Origin of the sequence: Alistipes sp. AF14-19 (assembly GCF_003461645.1) — a bacterium.
Taxonomy (GTDB): domain Bacteria; phylum Bacteroidota; class Bacteroidia; order Bacteroidales; family Rikenellaceae; genus Alistipes; species Alistipes shahii.
Map to the genome: position 1 here is coordinate 53,256 of NZ_QTXM01000010.1, position 21,951 is coordinate 75,206.

Annotated in this window: 18 protein-coding genes and 1 pseudogene; 3 read left to right on the forward strand and 16 right to left on the reverse strand. The window is 48.6% G+C overall.

The annotated features are described in order from the left end of the window. Positions 1-29: 29 nt before the first annotated feature. The 10 genes from traJ to DWW03_RS09935 form a co-directional block, all read right to left on the reverse strand. Positions 30-1,034: a conjugative transposon protein TraJ gene (gene traJ, locus DWW03_RS09890; protein WP_004291518.1), complete on the reverse strand. Its 1,005-nt coding sequence runs from the start codon at positions 1,032-1,034 to the stop codon at positions 30-32. A 3-nt stretch (positions 1,035-1,037) separates the two neighbouring features. After that, a complete protein-coding gene (locus DWW03_RS09895) occupies positions 1,038-1,667 on the reverse strand; it encodes a DUF4141 domain-containing protein (RefSeq protein WP_004304283.1) in 630 nt (209 codons plus the stop codon). 23 nt (positions 1,668-1,690) lie between these two features. Beyond that, positions 1,691-2,071, reverse strand: coding sequence for a DUF3876 domain-containing protein (locus DWW03_RS09900; protein ID WP_004291516.1), 381 nt, complete (start codon positions 2,069-2,071; stop codon positions 1,691-1,693). A 40-nt stretch (positions 2,072-2,111) separates the two neighbouring features. Next, a complete protein-coding gene (locus DWW03_RS09905) occupies positions 2,112-4,616 on the reverse strand; it encodes a TraG family conjugative transposon ATPase (RefSeq protein ID WP_004291515.1) in 2,505 nt (834 codons plus the stop codon). Next, complete coding sequence (locus DWW03_RS09910) at positions 4,613-4,945, reverse strand: DUF4133 domain-containing protein (protein ID WP_004291514.1); 333 nt, start codon at positions 4,943-4,945, stop codon at positions 4,613-4,615. Before DWW03_RS09910 ends, DWW03_RS09905 begins: the two co-directional genes overlap by 4 nt. A 10-nt stretch (positions 4,946-4,955) precedes the next feature. Beyond that, positions 4,956-5,273 carry a DUF4134 domain-containing protein gene (locus tag DWW03_RS09915; RefSeq protein ID WP_002560983.1) on the reverse strand — a complete coding sequence of 106 codons (318 nt, stop codon included), beginning with the start codon at positions 5,271-5,273 and terminating at the stop codon, positions 4,956-4,958. Between the two features lie 201 nt (positions 5,274-5,474). Next, the gene (locus DWW03_RS09920) at positions 5,475-6,203 is read right to left on the reverse strand and encodes a hypothetical protein (RefSeq protein ID WP_004304280.1); all 729 of its coding nucleotides are present in this window, start codon (positions 6,201-6,203) and stop codon (positions 5,475-5,477) included. 16 nt (positions 6,204-6,219) lie between these two features. Then, positions 6,220-6,573, reverse strand: a complete 354-nt coding sequence (locus tag DWW03_RS09925) for a DUF3408 domain-containing protein (protein ID WP_004291505.1) — start codon at positions 6,571-6,573, stop codon at positions 6,220-6,222. A 2-nt stretch (positions 6,574-6,575) separates the two neighbouring features. Continuing rightward, a complete protein-coding gene (locus tag DWW03_RS09930) occupies positions 6,576-7,016 on the reverse strand; it encodes a DUF3408 domain-containing protein (protein ID WP_004291503.1) in 441 nt (146 codons plus the stop codon). A gap of 2 nt (positions 7,017-7,018) precedes the next feature. After that, positions 7,019-8,068 carry a ParA family protein gene (locus DWW03_RS09935; RefSeq protein ID WP_004291492.1) on the reverse strand — a complete coding sequence of 350 codons (1,050 nt, stop codon included), beginning with the start codon at positions 8,066-8,068 and terminating at the stop codon, positions 7,019-7,021. A gap of 421 nt (positions 8,069-8,489) precedes the next feature. On the opposite strand from DWW03_RS09935, the gene mobA reads away from it, so the two are divergent. The 3 genes from mobA to mobC are packed head-to-tail and all read left to right on the forward strand — an operon-like array spanning position 8,490 to position 12,193. Continuing rightward, entirely contained in the window at positions 8,490-8,918 is a 429-nt protein-coding gene (gene mobA, locus DWW03_RS09950) for a conjugal transfer protein MobA (protein WP_004291488.1), read from the forward strand. Then, complete coding sequence (mobB, locus tag DWW03_RS09955) at positions 8,897-10,144, forward strand: conjugal transfer protein MobB (RefSeq protein ID WP_004291483.1); 1,248 nt, start codon at positions 8,897-8,899, stop codon at positions 10,142-10,144. Before mobA ends, mobB begins: the two co-directional genes overlap by 22 nt. A gap of 30 nt (positions 10,145-10,174) precedes the next feature. After that, positions 10,175-12,193, forward strand: a complete 2,019-nt coding sequence (gene mobC / locus DWW03_RS09960) for a conjugal transfer protein MobC (protein ID WP_004291482.1) — start codon at positions 10,175-10,177, stop codon at positions 12,191-12,193. A 134-nt stretch (positions 12,194-12,327) separates the two neighbouring features. Here mobC and DWW03_RS09965 read toward each other — a convergent pair whose 3' ends face one another. The 6 genes and pseudogenes from DWW03_RS09965 to DWW03_RS09990 form a co-directional block, all read right to left on the reverse strand. Beyond that, the gene (locus DWW03_RS09965; protein WP_004291481.1) at positions 12,328-15,582 is read right to left on the reverse strand and encodes a P-loop NTPase fold protein; all 3,255 of its coding nucleotides are present in this window, start codon (positions 15,580-15,582) and stop codon (positions 12,328-12,330) included. A 16-nt stretch (positions 15,583-15,598) separates the two neighbouring features. Further along, positions 15,599-16,729 carry an ATP-binding protein gene (locus DWW03_RS09970; RefSeq protein ID WP_004291480.1) on the reverse strand — a complete coding sequence of 377 codons (1,131 nt, stop codon included), beginning with the start codon at positions 16,727-16,729 and terminating at the stop codon, positions 15,599-15,601. Between the two features lie 301 nt (positions 16,730-17,030). Then, the gene (locus DWW03_RS09975; protein ID WP_004304269.1) at positions 17,031-17,636 is read right to left on the reverse strand and encodes an RteC domain-containing protein; all 606 of its coding nucleotides are present in this window, start codon (positions 17,634-17,636) and stop codon (positions 17,031-17,033) included. Between the two features lie 238 nt (positions 17,637-17,874). Then, the gene (locus DWW03_RS09980; protein ID WP_004291474.1) at positions 17,875-18,297 is read right to left on the reverse strand and encodes a dihydrofolate reductase family protein; all 423 of its coding nucleotides are present in this window, start codon (positions 18,295-18,297) and stop codon (positions 17,875-17,877) included. A 279-nt stretch (positions 18,298-18,576) separates the two neighbouring features. Next, on the reverse strand, positions 18,577-19,899 hold the full coding sequence (locus tag DWW03_RS09985; protein ID WP_004291471.1) for a sigma-54-dependent transcriptional regulator: 1,323 nt from the start codon (positions 19,897-19,899) through the stop codon (positions 18,577-18,579). Then, positions 19,892-21,748, reverse strand: a pseudogene (locus tag DWW03_RS09990) (ATP-binding protein); the annotation flags it as partial. The gene DWW03_RS09985 and the pseudogene DWW03_RS09990, both read right to left, overlap by 8 nt. Between the last annotated feature and the right edge of the window lie 203 nt (positions 21,749-21,951).

Consider the following 21,951-nt stretch of genomic DNA (forward strand, 5'->3'; position numbering starts at 1 on the left):
ATATTTTCCAATTTATGATTGCACATTGATTATTTCAGCAATTTGCCGACACGTCCGACTGCGTTTCCTGCGGCTGCACCCGCCACGCTGCCCGCCATGCTTCCGGCTCGTCCCGCCATCTGGTTCACGTTGCGACCGTAACCGCCCATGCCTCCGGCTTGGATAATCCAGCCCGCAACGGTGGGAATGGTAAAGTAGCCGATGATGCCGATGCAGAGGAATACGATATACACCCCGTCGCTCGAATCCAGCGAGAAGTTCGGGTCTGCCTGCATCCGCTCGATGTCGTTTTGCAGCATCAGAACCTGTATCTTCGCCAGTATGGTGCTGAACATGTCCGATACCGGTAGCCACAGATAGACCTGTATATAGCGGCATATCCACTGCGTGAGCGTGTTTTGGAAACCGTCCCATACCGACAGGGCGAAGGCTATCGGACCGAGAATCGCCAGCACCACGAGAAAGAAGGTGCGGACGGTGTCTATCACGAGGGCGGCGGCTTGGAACAGCAGTTCGAGTATCTCGCGGAAGAAGTCGCGGATGCTCTTCTTCATGTTGTACATTCCCCGGTCGATATACATTCCCGCCATCGTCACCATGTCGGAGGGCGACCAGCCGAGTTCCTCCAGTTGCTTGTCAAATTCCTCGTTGGACACGAGGTAGGCGGTTTCGGGGTTGCGTACCATCGCCTCGTATTCCAGTTTGTCCTTCTGCTCCCGGTATCGGTTCATGTCCAGCGTTTCCGCCTCCAGCATCTTTGCCGTGCCCTGTACGACGGGTGAGAGGATGCTGTTTATCGTGCCCAGCACCACAGTCGGGAAGAACATGATGCACAGACCGATGGCAAAAGGACGGAGCATCGGGAATACGTCTATCGGTTCAGCTCTCGCCAGCGACTGCCATACCCGGTAGGCGACGTAGAACAGCGCACCCAGCCCGGCGATGCCTTTCGCCACACCAGCCATGTCCCCACACAGCGGCATCATCTGCTCATAAAGTGAACGTAAAATCTGATGAAGGTTGTCGAACTTCATAGGCTACCAGTATCTTTCGTTCATGTTCCCGTACAGCCCCATGATGCGGTCGAGGTCGTTCTTCTTTTTCGCACGCAGGTAACTCACGGAGATGTTCTTGTTCGTGTAGTAGCTCACGAGGTTGCGGTAACGCTTCATCTTCGAGTGGCAGCGTTCCACCACGTCCATGCGCTCCTTGTCGGTCATGGAGAGCGTGGTGATGTTCACCACGTTCCTGAGTTCCGTCAACACTTCGTTGCTTTCCTCCAGCAGTTTCGTGTAGCCGAAAGCGATTGCGGAAAGCTCTTCGGGTCTGAAATTCCCGTCACGGAGCATCCGTTGGAAACTGTTCACATAGATGTCTGTGATGTCGCCCACCATCAGGATGGTCTGCTGCACCTTGCGGGCGTCCTTGACCAGATTGTTCACCGATTTGAGGGCATCGTAATACTTCTTGCCCTGCTGATAGATTTTCACCGTCTCCTGAAAGTTGCTCACCATGTTCGTGGCGGTCTTGGAGGTATGGATGATGTTTTTGGAGGCATTGATGATGCCCTGCGCTAGATTGCCCGGATCGCTTACGACCCACTGTGCGCTTGCCCTGCCCGCGAAAAGCAGGCACAGGCAGATAATCATTGTTATTCTTGTTCTCATGTTACTTTGGATTTTAGTGGTTGTTATTCTTCGGTCGGATGTCCCGGCTGCGGCTTCACCCGCACATAGTCCCCGTTTGGCGAGAAAGTCAGCACATCCGTGGCCTCGTTGTAGGACACGTCGATGCGGAAGCCGGTGTTCATGAACAGGTTGCCGTTCTCCTCCTGCAAGAGATAGGTTTCCGGCTTGAGCTTGCGGCGCAGACCGCTACGACGGAACACCGTCACTTTGTAGGCTTCGCCCTCCTTGTAGATAAGCACGTCAGGTTTTCCCTCCACGCTCTCCCAGTTCCCGCACAGCATGTCGCGGCGGTTGTCGGCCACGTCGCAGGATTGCAGCATCATGACCGCCAATCCGATAAGGCACTTGCTGACTTGCAGCATTTTCACTTTTGGTAAATTCATACGCGTTTTTCTTTTTTGGTTGATACATTCTGTTTTTTAGTTATTCCTTGTTTCTCCGCCTTTCGGCAAGCTGCCGGATGGCGGCTTCGATGTCGTCGCCCAGCTTCTCCGCCAGACGGTAAACCTCCACTTTTTCCGTTTCCTCGGTGGTGTACGCCAGATACTCTTCCGCGCTGACCTCCGTGGCATAGACCGCCGACTGCGTGCCGCCCAAGCCTATCCACACCTCCTTGTAGAGCCGTGAAGGGTTGTTCGCCATGTTGATGGAGAGTATCTGCGACTTCTCCTTTTCCGTCAGTCCGAGCAACGCCTGTATCTGGTCGAACTTGTTCATATATTTCCTTTGGTCAAGCAGGATTTTACAATCCGAGTTGTTGATAATGCTCTCTTTGACCACCGGAGAACTGATAATGTCGTCCACCTCCTGCGTCACCACGATTGCCTCGCCGTAATATTTTCTGACCGTCTTATACATATAGCGCAGATATTCAGCCATGTTCGCCGATGAGAGGGCCTTCCAAGCCTCTTCCACGATAAGCTGTTTCCGCACGCCTTTCAGCCGCCGCATCTTGTTGATGAAGGCTTCCATGATGATGATGGTCACGACGGGGAACAGTTCGCGGTTTTCTTTAATCGAATCTATCTCGAAGACGATGAACCGCTTGCCGAGCAGGTCGATGTTCTCCGTGGAGTTGAGCAGGAAATCGTAACGCCCGCCCCGGTAATACTGCCGCATGGTGGTGAGCATGTTGTCGATGTTGAAGTCGGACTTCTCCACCTTGATGTCACGCTGTGCCAGTTCCTTGCGGTAGTCGTCACGCATATACTCGTAGAAGGTGTTGAACGACGGCACGATGCTACGGTCGGATTGGATGCGCTCAATATAGGCACTCACGGCACTGCCCAGCTCGCCGCTCTCCGTCTTTGTCACCTTGTCGTCCTCCGACTTCCAGAGCGTCAGCAACAGGGTCTTGATGCTGTCCTTCTTCTCCACGTCGAAGATGTAATCGTCGGTGTAGAACGGGTTGAAGCTGATGGGCTTATCTTCCGTGTAGGTGAAATACACACCGTCCGCTCCGCCTGTCTTGCGTCGGATCATGCCGCACAAGCCCTGATAGGAGTTTCCCGTGTCCACCAATACCACATGTGCGCCTTGCTCATAATATTGGCGCACGAGGTGGTTCATGAAGAAAGACTTGCCGCTGCCCGAAGGACCCAGCACGAACTTGTTGCGGTTGGTCGTGATACCTCGCTTCATGGGCAGGTCGGAGATGTCAAGGTGCAGCGGTTTTCCCGTGAGCCTGTCCACCATCTTGATGCCGAAGGGCGAGAGCGAGCTGCGGTAGTTGGTTTCCTCTGTGAACAGGCACACCGCCTGTTCGATGAAGGTGTGGAAACTCTCTTCCGCCGGGAAGTCCGCCGCATTGCCGGGTATCGCCGCCCAGTAGAGTGTCGGGCAGTCGATGGTGTTGTGGCGCGGCACGCATTCCATGCTTGCCAACTGGCTGCCCACGTCGTTCTTGATATGCTTCAGTTCCTCCGCATCGTCGCTCCACGCCATGACGTTGAAGTGTGCCCGTACCGAGGTCAGTCCGTAGGAATGGGCTTCGTTCAGGTATTGGTCTATCCACTCGCGGTTGATGCTGTTGCTCCTTGAATAGCGAGATAGCGACTGCATGTTACGGGCGGACTTCTCGAACTTCTGCAAGGTTTCCTCACTGTTGTCTATCAGCACATACTGGTTGTAGATATGGTTGCAGGAGAGCAGAAGCCCCACCGGGGAGGCGAATGACAGTCGGCAGTCACTCCGGTCGGTGGAGAGCTTCTCGTAACGGGTGTCGGTAGCCACCTTGCCCGGCAGGTCTTCCGCGTCGGAGAGGGTGTGCAGACACAGGCGGTTGTCGCCGATGCGCATCTCCCTTGCCGAAAGCTCGATGTCCTGCAAGGTGGTGTCACCTTCCGGCATGAGCGAGAAGTAGCGTTCAATAAGTCCCGTCTTTCCCTCAGTACCCACAATCTCATCGGTGGAGAGGCGGCGCAGCCTGACAAGCCCGCTGTCGTTCATGATGCGCTCGAACTGTTCGCAGGCTTCCAAGAACTTGGTCGTGGTTTCCCTGTCCAGCTCCTTCGGGATGATATGTCCCCGGCACAGCGTGCTGAAATTGCTCTGCATCCGGTTACGCTCCTTTGTTGTCTTGGTCAGGTAGAGGTAGCAGGTGTGTTTCAGGTACGGACGCTCGTTGAAGTGACGCTCGAAAGAGCGGCTTAAAAAGCTCATGTCGTCCTTCTGAAGCTCCGGTTTGTAGCGTTCCTTGATGAACCAGTCCTGTTTGTGGACGACGGAGTAGTCCGGCAGCACCTTGATAGCCTTGCACCAGCAACTGTGTATCGCCTCGTACTCCGCACCCGTCACGGTGTAAAGTTCCGGTAGTTCCACCTCGAAAGCCACCGTGATGTCGGCGTCCTTTGAGATGATGCAGCCATGCTCCACCGCTAAAAGTGGGAACCTGTTTTCCAGTGTTGTCATTTTCGATGTATTCCTCATTGTCTTTCTTCCTTTCGTTGTCGTTTGAACAGACGGGTTATCCGCCGCCGGTTGATAAGGTATCGGGGATGGCTCCGTGCCGCTCCTAATTTCATCAGCCCGTGTTCACCGTACCGGGCGTTCAGCGCGAAGGTCTGCCATACAAGGAGGGAGGACGATGCCGCGCCGAAGCCGATACATATCCACTGGTCGATACCGACCATGTAGAGGATGACGAACAGGACGAAGAGAGCCAGCAGACCTCCGCAGAAGATGAAGAGGTACTGTGCCTTCAAGCCCTTGAACTCTACCGGACGGCCGATACCCTTGTTGATTGGGTATTCAGCCATACATTATTTATTAAAGGAAGAATGAGCGCAGGATGGTGGCGGCAACAATCAGGAAGATGCACGCGCCGAACCACGAGGCGGCTGTCTTGCTGGTGTCGGGGTCGCCCGATGAAAACTTGCCGTACACTTTTACGCCCCCGATAAGCCCGACGACTGCACCGATGGCGTATATCAGTTTAGTTCCGGGGTCGAAATAAGAACTCACCATAGAGGTGGCTTCGTTGATGCCCGCGATGCCGTTTCCCTGCGCGAAAGCGGAGGCGGTTGCGGCGATGACAAGTGCCGCGGAGAGGATTGCTTTTCTGTTTTTCAAGATGTTCTTGTTCATAAACTGTTCTTGTTTTTTGCCGTCAAAAGGGTGGATGGTCCTTTGTCGGGCGGTTGATACTTTGTTTCTTTACTTTGGTTTTAGTGGATGCCCGTTTGTTTCCACGGACGTGGGCGTGTCCGTTGCGGATGGGGATGCGCCTTGCGTTTCCTCGCCGCGTGGGTTGATGTCATTCTTTCATGTTCATTTCTTTTATTGTTGTCATACATAGTTGCGAATGTCGAACTCCTCGATGTTGTCCGGCACGACGAACTCCTTTTCAGATTTCTTCAGCCGAATCTCGATAAGCCCCTTGATGCGGATGCCTATCTCCGAAGAGCCTTCCATCATTTTCTCGTACAACTCCGTGCCCTCCATGTCGGTGAACACCTTAGCCGCCTTTTCACGTTCCGCCTGTGTCGCGTCCGGGTTTTTGGCGGTCTTGCAGGCGTCGTCAATCTCGTCAAAGCTGCTGCCCGAAGCCCGTGGCGTGTCCGAGGCGTCCTCTTCCGGTTCGTCGTCCCCGTATCCCAGTTCCTCCGGCGGTATGCTCGTGAAGGTCTCATCGAGTTTTTCCTCCGGGACTTGTGCCGGGCGGGATGCGTTTCCCGTTTTTCCGTCGTCAAAAGTAGCCTCTTCCTCCGACAGCTCAATGCCTTTTTCAATAGTGGCGGCTTCTTGCGTCGGTATGGCAGCGGTTGTCCGGGTGGATGCCATCCTGAAACGGCTCTTGCCGATGATGTCCGCCTTTTCCGCAGGGACTTCCTCGTGTGCCGCTATGCGTTTAGCCTCATTCCCGTCCAGTGACCGCCATAATCCGACAATGCCCTTGAAGAAGCGGACAATCCGCGTGTCCATGATGCGCTCGTAAAGGAGCAGGAACAGGAACCAGAGGTTGCAGCCGACCGATACCGCCAGCAGAATGTCTGTCATGCTGATTGTGTAATTCATATCCTTCCGTTTTTGGTTAGAATACTGAATTGTAATTTCGGGCATAAAGGCTCTTTATCGCATCTTCGCACTGGTTGAAGTGGTGCGTCAGCACATGGTCGATGTAAGCGGACAGCGTAAGCCGGTCATGCCCGATTACACGGGTGATACGCATGATACGCTCGTGGTACTCCGGGCGCACATACGCCATCTTCCCCTCACGTGCCTTTACTTCCGGGTCGCGGATGAACAGGCGTTCATAGTCCTTCTCACTGCATTTGCCGCTTACCGGGACAGGCGACAGTATTTCCACACTCGCCTGCACTTGGGTAAACATACCTCCGCAGTCTTGCTGTGGTCTTTTTTCATTCGGTGTCATTTCTTTTTCCATTTTCAAATCAGATCTTCACGTTGTTTCTTGTACAGTTCGTTGATTCTCTCCTTGTGCTGTTCCAGATGCTGGCGCAGCACGGTATCCACATATCCGCCTACTGAGATTTCCCCTCCGGCGATGTCGTTCACGATTCTGAGGATCTTGCCGTGGACGTCACGGCTGATATAGACACATTGGCGGGTCTTTATCTCGTTGCGGCGCAGGAATAGCTCGTTGTAGTCCTCGTCCTGCCTTTTCCGGCGTCCACTTTCCCTCTGCGCTTTTTCCCGTGTTACGGGTTGCACAGGAGATGGTTCCGGTGCGGCGGTGTCCTCTTCGGTCGGTGCAGCTGCGGGTACTTCCTGTGCGGGGCGCAGTGTCCCGTCCTGTGTGCGCCGCCCGATGGAGGCTAACAGCAGTTCCTCGTCGATGCCTTCCGTGTTCACTTTCCTGCTGCCCATGCTCACTGCGGTCTGATGATGTCGCTTATCTCTTCGGAAAACTCCCGGATGCCACTCCCTTTCAGCAGTGCCGTGTCCATCGGGAAGATGGTGGAGCGGAAAACGCTCTTGCGCTCTTCCGAAAGGTCACGGCGGAACTTCTTGCTGTCGGGCAAGCGGGTGGAAAGTACCGGAAAGCCCATTTCGGCTATCACTTCCTCGTAGATGCCGTACAAGTCGTTCCTCTCCCTGCCGTCCACCATCGTCCAGAACAGATGCAGCCCCTTTGTTTTCGCCTGTCCGGTAGTCATCAGCCTGTCGCGGAACATCGTGACGAATTTCAGGGTACTCTCCACGACAAAGCGGTCGGCACTCAGCGGAGTGAAAATGTAGTCCATCTGCGAGAGCGTCTTTATCACGCCGTTGCTTCGGAGTGTGCCGGGCATGTCGAAGAACACCACGTCGGGTTTCACGTCCTCAGTGGCAATCATCCTCTCGGCATCGTCGAGGGCGTTCACCGCATTGCTTTTGACGATGGTGTAGGCGTTCTTTTTGATCCGGCGGAAATGGTCGCAAGCGAGAGCCTTGAAGTAGGTGCTGCTGTCGATAAGCCCCATTTCGTGTTCGCGCAGCCCGTGGATGCTGTGCTGCGGGTCGTCGCAGTCCACGACGGCGACATTGTAGCCTTTCACGTTGTGCAGGTAGCTGGCGGCAAGTGCCGTGACAGTGGATTTGCCGATGCCACCTTTCTGTGTTGCGAATGCAACGAAGATTTCCTTACTCATAGTTCCATTTATTTTAATTGTTGATGATTTGTTTTTCTGTTTCCATACGGATTTGGCTGTCGCACCATCCGCTTCCGTGACTACACACGCAGGCGGGTCGTCGCGTATCCGGTTCTGTGGTGAAGCGGTGCGTCGGACAAATGGTGATTGACGACATTGCGTCATGAAGTCATTGAATCCATACGTCACCGAATTGTCGGAGAACCGGGTTTCCGACGGTTCGGGTATCCGTTTCGGCAAGTATCCGAAGAAGCGGATTTCCGGGTATTTGAATGTTCCGTTTATCATATCTTCAAATCGTTCGTTTCTTGAATCATGCTGCAAATAAACAAGTATATTTTGGAACCTGTATCACTTCTCCGGCAAGTGGCGGCACGTTGCGCCGGTTGGCAGTCATTGACCGGGTCAAGCATCTGTCCGATACCGCTTTAAGGGCGTAACTTTGCACCCGGACAGCAGGGTTCGCCGATGACGCGCGGCCCGGAGTCCTGAAAGGTATTTTCCCAATCCGTCCCCTGACGGATTTTTATGTTCACCTGAACATAGCAAGATGTCTTTTCAGCCGCTCAAAATATTTTGAGCAGCCACGAAAAGCACTTGCCCTTGCAGGGGGCGGGCTTTCCCTCCGAAGTCGGGAAGCCTTTCAGAACTGCGGTGCTGTAATCCGAAGCGGCGGCTTATGCCGTCAATCCGCTAAATCCAAAGTAATATGAAAGAGAAAAGGAAAAGCAAATCAGGGAGAAATCCCAAACTTGATCCGGCGGTGTACCGGTACACCGTCCGTTTCAACGAGGAGGAACACAACCGTTTCCTCGCCATGTTCGGAAAATCGGGTGTCTATGCACGGTCTGTTTTCCTCAAAGCGCACTTCTTCGGGCAACCGTTCAAGGTGCTGAAGGTGGACAAGACGTTGGTGGACTATTACACCAAACTGTCGGATTTTCATGCACAATTCCGTGCCGTGGGTACGAATTACAACCAAGTCGTGAAGGAACTGAGGCTGCATTTTTCAGAGAAAAAGGCGATGGCGTTGCTCTACAAATTAGAGCAACACACCGTCGAACTCGTGAAACTGAGCCGCCGGATTGTGGAACTTTCAAGGGAAATGGAGGCAAAATGGTCGCAAAAATCAGTGTAGGAAGTTCGTTGTACGGCGCGATTGCCTACAACGGGGAGAAGATTAACGAGGCGCAGGGGCGGCTTCTCACCACCAACCGCATCTACAATGACGGTTCGGGAACGGTGGACATAGGCAAGGCGATGGAGGGTTTTCTCACCTTCCTGCCACCGCAGATGAAGATCGAGAAGCCGGTGGTGCATATCTCTCTCAACCCGCACCCGGAGGATGTGCTGACCGATATTGAGTTGCAGAATATCGCCCGCGAGTATCTGGAAAAACTCGGTTTCGGAAACCAGCCTTATCTTGTATTCAAGCACGAGGACATCGACCGCCACCACCTGCACATCGTGACGGTCAACGTGGACGAGAACGGGAAAAGGCTCAACCGGGATTTTCTCTACCGCCGCAGCGACCGTATCCGCAGGGAACTGGAACAGAAGTACGGATTGCATCCGGCAGAACGTAAAAATCAGAGATTGGATAATCCGTTGCGCAAGGTGGCCGCATCGGCAGGTGATGTGAAGAAGCAGGTAGGCAACACCGTGAAGGCTCTGAATGGGCAGTACCGTTTCCAGACGATGGGCGAATACCGTGCGCTCCTTTCCTTATATAATATGACGGTGGAGGAAGCGAGGGGCAACGTGCGCGGACGGGAGTATCACGGGCTGGTCTATTCCGTCACGGACGACAAGGGTAACAAGGTGGGCAACCCGTTCAAATCCTCGCTTTTCGGGAAGTCCGCAGGCTATGAAGCCGTACAGAAGAAGTTTGTCCGTTCCAAATCGGAAATCAAGGATAGGAAACTGGCAGACATGACGAAACGCACCGTCCTTTCCGTGCTGCAAGGCACTTATGACAAGGACAAATTTGTATCCCAACTCAAAGAGAAGGGCATCGACACCGTACTGCGCTACACAGAGGAAGGGCGCATCTATGGGGCTACCTTCATCGACCACCGCACGGGATGCGTGCTGAACGGTTCGCGCATGGGTAAGGAGCTTTCGGCGAATGCCTTGCAGGAACACTTCACCCTGCCATACGCCGGACAACCGCCGATACCGCTATCCATCCCTGTGGATGCTGCGGACAAGGCACACGGGCAGACCGCCTACGACAGTGAAGATATATCGGGCGGTATGGGCTTGCTCACTCCCGAAGGTCCGGCGGTAGATGCCGAGGAAGAGGCTTTCATCCGGGCGATGAAGCGCAAAAAGAAGAAAAAACGCAAGGGCTTGGGTATGTAATCAGAGTATCAACAATTAAAAAATCAATGTATGTCACAACAAGAAGACGATTTGAGGGCATTGGCGAAAATCATGGATTTTCTGCGTGCCGTGAGTATCATTTTAGTGGTCATGAACGTGTACTGGTTCTGCTACGAAGCCATCCGGCTGTGGGGCGTGAACATCGGCGTGGTGGACAAAATCCTTCTGAACTTCGACCGCACGGCGGGGCTGTTCCATTCCATTCTCTACACGAAGCTGTTTTCCGTCCTTTTGCTTGCCTTGTCCTGTCTGGGTACGAAGGGTGTCAAGGGTGAGAAAATCACTTGGGGGAGAATCTGGACAGCATTTGCCGTCGGGTTCGTGCTGTTTTTCCTGAACTGGTGGTTGCTGCCCCTGCCGCTGCCGCTTGAAGCGGTGACGGGACTGTATGTCCTTACCATTGGAACGGGCTATGTCTGCCTGTTGATGGGTGGTCTGTGGATGAGCCGCCTGTTGAAACACAATTTGATGGAGGATGTTTTCAACAACGAGAACGAGAGTTTCATGCAGGAAACGAGGCTTATCGAAAGCGAGTATTCGGTCAATCTGCCGACACGTTTCTATTACAGGAAACGCTGGAACAACGGTTGGATCAATGTAGTTAATCCCTTCCGTGCGTCCATCGTGTTGGGTACGCCGGGCAGCGGCAAGTCCTATGCCGTGGTAAACAATTTTATCAAGCAACAGATTGAAAAGGGCTTTAGTCAATACATCTACGATTTCAAGTATCCCGACCTATCTACTATTGCCTACAACCATTTGCTGAACCACCCGGACGGCTACAAGGTAAAGCCGAAGTTCTATGTGATCAACTTCGACGACCCGCGACGCTCTCATCGGTGCAATCCCATTCACCCGGATTTTATGGAAGATATTACGGATGCCTATGAGAGTGCCTACACAATAATGCTCAACCTCAATAAAACGTGGGTGCAAAAGCAGGGCGACTTCTTCGTGGAGTCACCTATCATTCTGTTTGCCAGTATTATCTGGTATCTCAAAATCTATCAGAACGGGAAGTTTTGCACGTTTCCCCATGCTATCGAGTTTCTGAACCGCCGTTACGAGGATATATTTCCGATACTGACCTCTTATCCGGAGCTGGAGAACTACCTTTCGCCGTTCATGGATGCGTGGCTTGGAGGGGCTGCGGAGCAGCTCATGGGTCAGATAGCGTCGGCAAAAATCCCGCTTTCGAGGATGATTTCACCGCAGCTCTACTGGGTGATGTCAGACAGCGAGTTTACGCTGGACATCAACAATCCCGAAGAGCCGAAAATCCTCTGCGTGGGTAACAATCCCGACCGTCAGAATATCTACGGTGCGGCACTCGGTCTGTATAATTCCCGTATCGTGAAGCTCATCAACAAGAAGGGGATGCTGAAGTCATCGGTCATCATCGACGAGTTGCCCACAATATACTTCAAAGGGTTGGACAATCTTATAGCTACCGCCCGAAGCAACAAGGTTGCCGTGTGTCTGGGCTTTCAGGATTTCAGCCAGTTAGTGCGTGACTACGGGGACAAAGAGGCGAAAGTGGTGATGAACACTGTCGGCAATATTTTCTCCGGTCAGGTGGTGGGGGAAACAGCCAAGACGCTCTCCGAGCGGTTCGGTAAGGTGTTGCAGAAACGGCAGTCCATCTCCATCAACCGGCAGGATGTTTCCACCTCCATCAACACGCAGATGGACGCGCTCATTCCACCGAGTAAGATTTCCGGGCTTACGCAGGGAATGTTTGTCGGTTCTGTATCCGACAACTTCAACGAGCGTATCGAGCAGAAGATTTTTCATTGCGAGATTGTGGTGGATGCCGAAAAGGTGAAACGGGAAGAAAGTGCCTACAAGAAAATTCCCGTCATTACAAACTTCACGGACGAGGACGGCAACGACCGCATGAAGGAAACGGTGCAGGCGAACTACCGGCGCATCAAGGAAGAGGTGAAGCAGATTGTGCAGGAGGAACTGGAGCGTATCAAAAACGATCCGGTGCTGTGTAAACTGCTACCAGATAATGAGACTGTCTAACAAGTCCCCAAAATTGAAAATTATCCCTATCGAAGTTTGAAGTGACCCCCAAAAGTTGGATACAATTTTTTTGGGGGGGGGCACTTCAGTTCTGACGGGTAAAATCGTAAAATTCGGACTTGTTAGACAAATACTTACGCGGTTTCAACCTCAGGTACTGAATCTATCGAATTGACAAATTTAACCAATTGCGGATCTGAATCTTTTTGTATGAGGTTTCGGAGACTCTTTTTCAATTCATAAGCATCATCCCCTGCTGTATTTATTAAATCCATATAAAAATCTTTGTTTTGCAGAATCAATGAACGGCATGCCCCATCGGAAATTACAGGTTTCACTATTTTATCAATAACGTCTCCAGCTTGACTTTTCAAATTACCATGCGATCTAAGCCATGTTTCGAAAAATTGAAACTTTATTGCATTGATAGTCTTTTTACCGATGCAGAAATCATTTCTTATATCGGTAACTGTCGATTTAATTTTTCGTTTATCCAATCTTTCAACTATATTCTTGAAACAATTAGGGAAAGGATTCAAACTTTGAGTTCCAGAAGCAATATCCATCAGAATCTTTTTGCCAAATTCAGTCAAGTTATCTGGCAAGGATTTGATTTTAGCCAGTAAATGTTTTATTGCGACAAACCAATAATATGATGTATGTGCTGTTCTTTGGGCGTATAATGTATCAACACTTATTTCAGACAACGCTTCGAACGCTATTTTATTGATATGATCGGTCAGGACATTGCTTATTTTAGTGGTCAAATCGTAAAAAGATGCGTCAGGAATTACATCTTTAATATTGTTCTTAGTGATATACTTATCCAAATCGGTATTCCACTCTGCTAAATGCTCGATAAATACCTCATCCGTTACACCTATTCTGTTCTTAATATCTTCAAATTGGGGCAATATGTCTGAGAGCAATAATTTATAGCCAAGTTTATGATTTACCATGTATTGTAGTGTTTCATTTAATAGCGGTATATTCCATCCCACACTATTTACTAATAAGTCTCCATGATCCACATAATAGTCCATGAGTTCTGCAACATATTTTATATCTCCACCCTCTATTAAGGAAACGGAATGACCATGTGCCAATTGCATGGCGACTAAATCGTAATATCCAGACTCTTTAATGTTTCGGCCATCAGTTTCTAATTCAGAATGCAACTGATTTATGTAGGTTGAATCTAACGTTACAGGTAAAGGTCTTTCTTCGTCAGATGCCAATAAACGATAGGTTGTAAATATAGCCCCTATATTATCTTTATTTACATTCTGTTCATCAATGCAATTCGTGATCGCTTGCAAAAGCGTTGGAAACGTATAGGTAGAATTATCTTTTAACGTTTTTACAATATCTGCATGGTCGAAATTATCGGGTAGTAAGTTTGCCAAATAATTATCGAGCGCCTCCGAATTTGTTGCTACTTGATAATATTTATATGCTTTAGTTGTCGCGTTATCCCGATAGGCAGCATCTGTTGCATTTGCAGCTTGAATATAATCGATAAATGTATTTGGCTTGACTGTTTTTGCTTCAATCAATGACGTAAAATCGCACGCCAACTTATTTTGCGCAATAAACCTGTCTATTGCATCTAACGTTTTGAAATAGTCGCCGCCATTGAAGTCATTGAACCGAACTATCTTCTTATATAATTGAGCAATCACATGGTTTTGGCTTTCCGTGTCTAAATGCAACAGCAGTTCTTGGTATTCGACAGGGAACACCTGCTTCTCTATGGATTCTTTTAATTTCAATTGTGCTATTCTTTGCCATACACGCAGAATAACATCGCTCTTTCGAGTTAATTTATGCAAACAATGTATAATCTTATCGATAAGCGCATTGTCCATACATTGTATAACTTCTTCTAATACAGTGTCAAATTGTTTATTAGTCTCTGCATATTGATTTATGTCGTGGTCTTCTTCTCCGTTGATGCAGCCTTCAATATATTTTTTCAATGGAATTTGTCGAGCATCTTCAACATCGACACCATATACCAAAGCTGCAATTTCGCGTTGTGTTTGCAGATCATTGTTAATTATTGTTTGAATGCCATTCAGATAGTCGCCGGACAATATTTGTTCTACTGGATTTGCCAGAATATCCGTCTTCTTCAAACAGAACAATGCTATGTTTATCATCAAAATTTCGTTACACCACTCTTGTTTAAGAGCGACCATCTCATTGATATATGATATAATTTCCCTAACATTGGCATTAGGATTTACCAATCTGAATATCCGATTTATAGTTTCTTTCGCTTCATTTTCTGTTTCTCCAAATGCTTCAACAAACAGTTTGTTGAATATACTTCGATAGTCGGTAATAACAGGAGGAGCAACACGATAAACAATAGGGAAAGTTTTATTGATAAAATACTTGGTCAGTTGTTTCGTTTGTTCGTCGGTCTCATCTCCGAATGCACAAGCTAAATGTGTTTCATCGAAAGGAATAACAGCCCAAACATTTTCAAAACCGCTATCGGCGAAGAACGTATGGATAGAAGACCATAATTCTTTTACTTTTTCAGCGGGGAGACGATCCATGTTGTCAAAAACAAGGACTAATTTACGTTGTCCTTTTTCCTTGATAAAATCAGAAATGTCTTGCATCCATGTTTTGAACTCGTAAACCGTTGGTTCGTCTTCGCTCAAAGTCTCATAGCAAACGTCCTTTTCGACTTTATCTTGATAAATAGCTAACATATAACTCCATCCATATTTATGATCTTTGCTATATGCCCATTTCCAAACGCACAATGCAATAAGAACTGGCAGTGCAGCTATGATAATAGACAATAAAGAAAACCACCATGTTGTGGGTGTAGGTTTTACTGCATACGCAATAAATGTAAATATCGGAGTTAAAACTGCAACCAAAAATGCCGCAACCATACCATTACTGATAAGGGGATATTTTTCGGTTACGGTCTCCGTTTTACGGGCTAATAAATATTTCAGCTTTTCAGACCATGATACGGTTTTCGTACCTCCACCTTTGACTTTTATTGTTGCATTTCCAGATAGGATACCATCATCAATAAGTTTGCTTGTAAGCAATTCCAATATAGAGCGGCGTTGCAAGTCCTCTTGATGTCCCCATGCGTCATACTCAAAAAAGTAATAGTCGTCTGATAATTCACGTTCCAACATTTTAACCACGTTGGATTTTCCAGATCCCCAAATACCTTCGATGCCGATAATTCGAGGTAAAGTACATTCCTCATCCAATGAATCATTCTGACAAAAATGGCGAGCAATAGTTTTTGCCAACCTTTCTTGCGAACCTCCATCGAATTTGTCAATACCACACGGTTTATTTTGGATAAACCGCGGATATTGCTGTTTGGATTGTAGTTTTGTTTCCATATACGTAATTTATTGATTATACGAACTCCAAATAATTCTCCCGATTTACCACATGAAACTCGGCATAGGGATAGGCTTCTTGGAAGGCTTTCGGTGCGGCCGGCATTTTATTTCCCCACTTGAACTCCAAGGCGGTAAGACTGTCGGCACTCTCCTCAATCAGGTCGATTTCCTGTTTGTCGTAGGTGCGCCAGAAATAGAACTCCCTGTGCAGTCCCTCATTGAAGTTCGCTTTGCGCCGCTCTCCGATGATGTAGTTCTCCCACAGCGCACCGACATCCTGCCGAATGGCCAGCGGTGAGAAAGCCCCGATAATGGCATTGCGAATGCCGTTGTCGTAGAAGTACCACTTGCCAGCTTTTGTAACCTCCTTGCGTAGGTTACGCGAATAAGCCCCCAGACGATAGATAACGAAGACCTTTTCCAATAGGTCGAGGTATTTTTCAACGGTCGTCTTGCTCATGCCGAGTTGTTTACCTAACTCTTCGTAAGAAACTTCGCTGCCCAACTGAAAAGCTATCAATCGCAGTAGATCGCGCATCTTGCTCGAATTTTTTAAGCCGTCAATTGCTAAGATATCTTTAAGCAGGTATGCACCGACAATATCACGTAGGTAGTCTGTTTTACGTTCATAGTTCTCCATCATTACTACTTCGGGATAGGAACCGTAAATCAAGCGCGCTTCGAGGTTCTGGCGGGTTTCAAGTGCCGTTTCCGTCTGTGCGATTTCCCGTTGCGAGAATGGTGTAAGGAGAAATTGCGTACTGCGGCCGACCAACGGTTCACCAGTCTTATTCAGCAAATCGAATGACGAAGAACCACTTGCCAAGACACTTATTCCCGGTATTTCATCAACTATCAACTTCAGAATACTACCGATTTGTGGTATGTTCTGTGCCTCATCAATAGCCAGCAAATCAATACCATCCAATAAATGCCGATAATTGGCTATTGAGCGATTCTCCAATAGTGCTAATGTGTCGTAGTCTTCGCCGTTGAGCATCATCGTCCTACCTGAATAGTTGTCCACAATTTTACGCATCATTACCGTTTTACCAACACGGCGAGCACCAAAAATCAGTACTGCTTTATTGGGCGCGATTCGTGCTGTAATCTTCTCTTGAAGTATTCTATTTACTGTTTCCATACCTTATAAAATATAATGCAAAGATAATCATATTTTTTTAATTGGCGAATTTTACAAAAAAAACGGGCTATTAAATGGCGATTTTTACAACCACAATCTTATGGAAGTTGTTTCATTGTTTTTAGTAATGATATATGTTCATACTATGATGACTCAATAATTTACCAGACATACGTTTCTGAAATTTGTCCTTATAGGAATGAAAAACTCACATATATTGTGCTAATTAATATATAATTAAATGAAAATAAAAAGACAGGATACGAGTATTCCTGTCTTCTCATATGTAATGGATATTTTTTTATTTTCTCATCCGCTCCAACTCCTCATCACGCAACATTCTCTCGTTCAGTTTTTCCTGCATCCTGTCAATGAAATAGGTGCGGCTTTCGTTCTTCCGGCGTTTGATATCAGTGTAGAAGCGGTAGCAGTCTTTAGAATCAACCCCGAATATCTTATAGAGAAGTGGGGCGAGCTGTTTGAGCGGCATATTGCCGTTGTTGATGCAGCCCATCACGTCTATGCCGTAGATAAGTTCCACGAGGTCGATGGCATTGCCCGTCCATTGAAGAAGGCTGGCGGTGGTTTCTGTTGCGTTGTTGGCGGATATTAGTGGTGGCACTTGGGGCGTGGCAAGGAATTTCTGCATCTTTCTTACGAAAGACAGAGCCTTGCTGACGTAGGCGGCAATCTCTCTTTTTTCTTCTGACAGATTACGTACGGGATGGTGCTGCAACTCGATTTCGATGTAGGCAAGCGCGATGACGGTAAGGTTCATGTCCATGCCGCCGTTGCACAGTTCGATCACTTGGGTGGCGAAAGCCGTGTATGCCGTTTCCATATTGCAGTCGCCGGCTTCGTTTATCAGGCGGAAAAAGTCGGTTTCCGCCAGCAAGAAATAATTCATGGTTCTGTCAATTTTGAAAATTACACTTTGTTTTCTGCGTGCGCACATGAATATAATTGGCAAAAAACGCGGCAGAAAATAAAAAATCCAACACTCAATTTTACAAAGTGCTGGATTTCAGAGGTATAAAATTCAGTATTTTTTCACAAGGACAAATTATCTCCGACTTAAATTGTTTGTAATCGGAACATTTATTCTATTCCTGAAAATAGAAATGTATGCTTGCCGCACATTTTGGCTATCTTGCTTTTTTATCAAGGATATAGATAATGCGACATACACCGTTGGGATAGCTTTTCAAAGAGGAAAGCGTCCAGTGTTGCTCTGGCAGAGCCGACTTAAAAAAATGTCGTCCGCTTCCGGATATGAAAGGAACGGTGTATAGTATGATTTCATCCACAGCGTGCATCCGCAGCAGTCCGTTTATATAGTCTGCCGTGTCCGGTGTGGCTTCCGCGAGGTAACGGATGTTTGTGCAGTCTTTTCTCCATTCGTGCAGCATTGAAATGGAATAGTCCGGTGTCACACGGTAAAAGGCTTTCTTCCTGATTTCATCAAGACCGCAACGGTCAAGGCACAAATCCTGATGTGCTTTATCATATAACTCTGAAGAAAGACATCCGTCCATCGTCAGTACGGCGAGAATCTGAACTTTACCCATAATCGTTTCCTTTCGTTAGGCAAGGGTAAAAAAGTAGCGTGCAATTCACACTACCTTCAAGCGATGGCTCTGGTAAAGCCTTTACGGAGAGTACGTGAATGCACGCTATGCGTAAGCATAGCATAAGCATCACGCAATCGTCTCCGTAGTTCCAATTTACCAGATTTTCGCTTGAAACGCCTTGCGGTCTTATCCTATATGTTGGCGGCGAAAAGCTCCTGCCAATCGCCGTTTTTCTCAAATGTTATGCAAAGATAGCCAAATTCAGTGAATTACGGGCTATGATTGCTTGAATTTATATTTAAGTCCATACTCTTCAAGTTTGCTGTATAGTGTTGTCCTGCCTATGCCGAGCAGTTCTGCGGCGACACTCCGGTTGCCGTTTGCCTGTTTCAACGCACGCAATATCCGCTCCTTATCCTCCGCGTCATTGCGCAAGGCGAAGCTGACAGTAGAGGTCGGTTTCGTCACGGCAAGTTCCAGATGCTCTTTCATGACAACACCTTCCTGCGCCTGCAATACAGCACCCATAACTTTCTGCCGAAGTTCCCGCACGTTGCCCGGCCATGCGTGTGTCAGCAACGCTTTACGTGCTTCGGAACTGAACCCGCTCACGCTACACTCCAGCTCTCTGTTTGCCATATCACGGAAGAACTCTGCCAGCGGCATAATGTCTTCTTGACAGTCACGCAACGGAGGAACGGTTATCCCGAAGTCGTGCAGGCGGTACAGAAGATCCTGCCGAAAACGCTTTTCATTCACCGATACCTCCAAATCTTCATTGGTAGCAGCGATGATGCGGACATTGAAATTCCGGTCTGCCTTGTCTCCGACCGGGCGATACCGCCTCTCCTGTATGGCACGGAGCAACATCTGTTGGGTTTCCAACGCGAGGTTTCCTACCTCGTCCAGAAACAACGTGCCGCCTTCCGCCTCATGGAAATATCCTTTCTTGGCATTGTCCGCACCTGTAAATGCACCTTTGACGTGTCCGAAGAAAGCCGACGGTGCAAGCTCTTTGGAGAGTGAACCGCAGTCCACCGCCACAAATGGCTTGCCTGCACGTTTGCTCTTGTCATGCAACAGGTGGGCAATATGCTCCTTGCCCGTGCCGTTCTCACCAAATATCATCACGCTCATATCGGTGGCGGCTACCAGCCTTATGCGGTGCATGATTTTCTGAAAGGCGGAACCTTCACGGGCGAATATAGGCATACGGCGTTGTCCTGCCTGACGTTCTTTCAGTATGGAACGGATCAGGGGGACAAGTTTATCCTCCACAAGCTGTTTGGGAATATAGTCTATCGAGCCGAGTTTCATGCTTTCCACGGCGGTATTAACTTCGGCGTAGTCGGTCATAATGATGAAGGGCTGCATCTTTCCCTCCTTTCGCATCCAGCACAAAAGGTCTATGCCACTGCCGTCAGGCAGACGCAGGTCGGCAACCACGATATCATTATCTGTTGCCTGTTGCAGATGTTTCTTCGCGGTTGAGAGGTGGTAAGCCTTCATATTGCGGTAGCCCTCCCGTGACAGCATATTGCAGACATATTCGCAATACACGATGTTGTCTTCCACCACAATTATTTTTGTCTTATTCATCTTCGTATTTTCTCCTTTCCTCTTCTGCCAACCGTATTATTTCCACTCCCTTATCCAGCACGGCAGTCACGGCATGGCTTAACGCTTCACCATCCGGGAGAGCATCGCCACGAAGCAATCCGTAAAGTACATTCAGCGGTTGGTCGGCACGGAGCACCTCCCACGAACTGCGCAGGTGGTGGATCAGGGAATCCAGCTTTTGCAGGTCTTTTTCTTTTGCTGCATCCCGTACCGCCTGCATTTCCTTTTCTGTTTCAGTTATCAACTTTTCCAGCATGACGGCTTCATTGCCATAGGACAATAAGGCGGAAAAGTCCGGTTTCCCGTCCGGTGTCGCTTTTATGGCACACCTGTCGGAAACCTCCATCAGTTCCGATATGGAGAACGGTTTGAACAGGCATCCGGCAAAGCCTTTTGCCAATAGTTCCCCTTTGTTACAACTGCCCGAAGCGGTTGCCACAACCACCGGGATTGTTGGTGAATTGCCCACGTTGGACGAACGCAACAGTTCCAGCAATTCGAAACCGTTTATATCGGGCATATTCAAGTCTGTCAGCAACAGGCTGTATTCTTTCTGGCGTATCATTTCCATCAGTGCCGCAGCATCGGTGCAAGTGTCGCAGTGTATTCCTTCTTGGGAATACATCTCTTTCAGCATCAGAAGTAATACCTCATCATTGTCAATGGCGACAACATCATGGAATTTATTGTTATGATAAACAGGTGTATTGCTTGTATATCCAAGCTGTTCTTCAGCTTCCTGCATAGAAATTTCAACTGTGAAACGACTGCCTTTCCCTTTCTTGCTGTCTAAACGGATTGTTCCGCCAAGCATCGACACAATATTACGCATTATGGCAAGCCCAAGCCCGAAACCCTCCTTTGCGGCGGCATTTGATAGACGTTCAAACGCACCGAACGCTTGTTTCTGTTCCTCTTCTGTCATGCCTGTACCTGTATCTTCAACGACCAGTGTCAGAACTCCATTATCATATTCAGTAATCAAAGAAACACCGCCTTCTTCTGTGAACTTGACAGCGTTTGACAGCAGGTTATTCCCGATTTGTATTATTCGCTCTTTGTCGGTCAATACAATGGCATCGTGTCCAGTCTTCACGGACAAGGACAGCCCTTTGTTCACGGCAACAGGCATGAACTCCGTTTCAAGTGTGTGCGTGATTGCTGAAATCCGGCAGGGTGACAGACGGGGCTGTTCCTTGCCGTTGTCCAGGCGGAAGAAGTCAAGCAAAGTGTTAAGCATATCCCGCATACGGTCGGAGGATTGCAGTATGTTTTGGATATACTGCCCGGACTTATCCTCACACTGTTCTTTCCGTATCAGTCCGGCATAGCCTGTTATTGCTGTCAGCGGTGTGCGCAGTTCATGGGTGATAGTATGTACCGCCTTCTTCCTTGACGTTATCAGTGCCTCGTTCCGTTGTACGGATTGTTCCAGTTGCCTTATCAAATCAGTTGTCTTGTGCTTGTATTGTTTAATGCTTTTTGCATCACGATGTATGATGATGTAGGAAATTAACAACAATAGAAGAACGAATCCCATTAAACCGCCTACTTGCATAAATGACTTTTCACGCATGGCAACTATTTCGTTTTCCCGGCTTTGCAGTTCGGTTTGTACCTTTTCTTCTATTTGGCAAATCAATTCTTGCAGTTGTCTGTTAAGTTCTGCATTACGAGCTGCAAGGCTGTCGGCTTGTTCCGACAATTGGCGATCCTGCACTTTCTGTTCGCTGATTACGTTTCTATTGACCGAATGAAGGATAGTGGTTGATACTGCTGGAGTTACTTCCTTTTTTTTGCCGAATATGCCTAAGAAACCTTTTCGTTTTTGTAAGGGGCAGAACGAAAACTCCAAAAGGGATAAAAGAGATGAAACGATTGTAAAGTAGATAGTTAGGATAGAACGGTCAAATTTCGGCTGCGTAATTTACCGTAATTTCAGTGCAGGAATTTCAAGGCGAAACGCCCCAATTCAATGCGTAACCGCAATATTCAGTGGTAATTCACCACAAAAACAGGCCCGCACAGCCA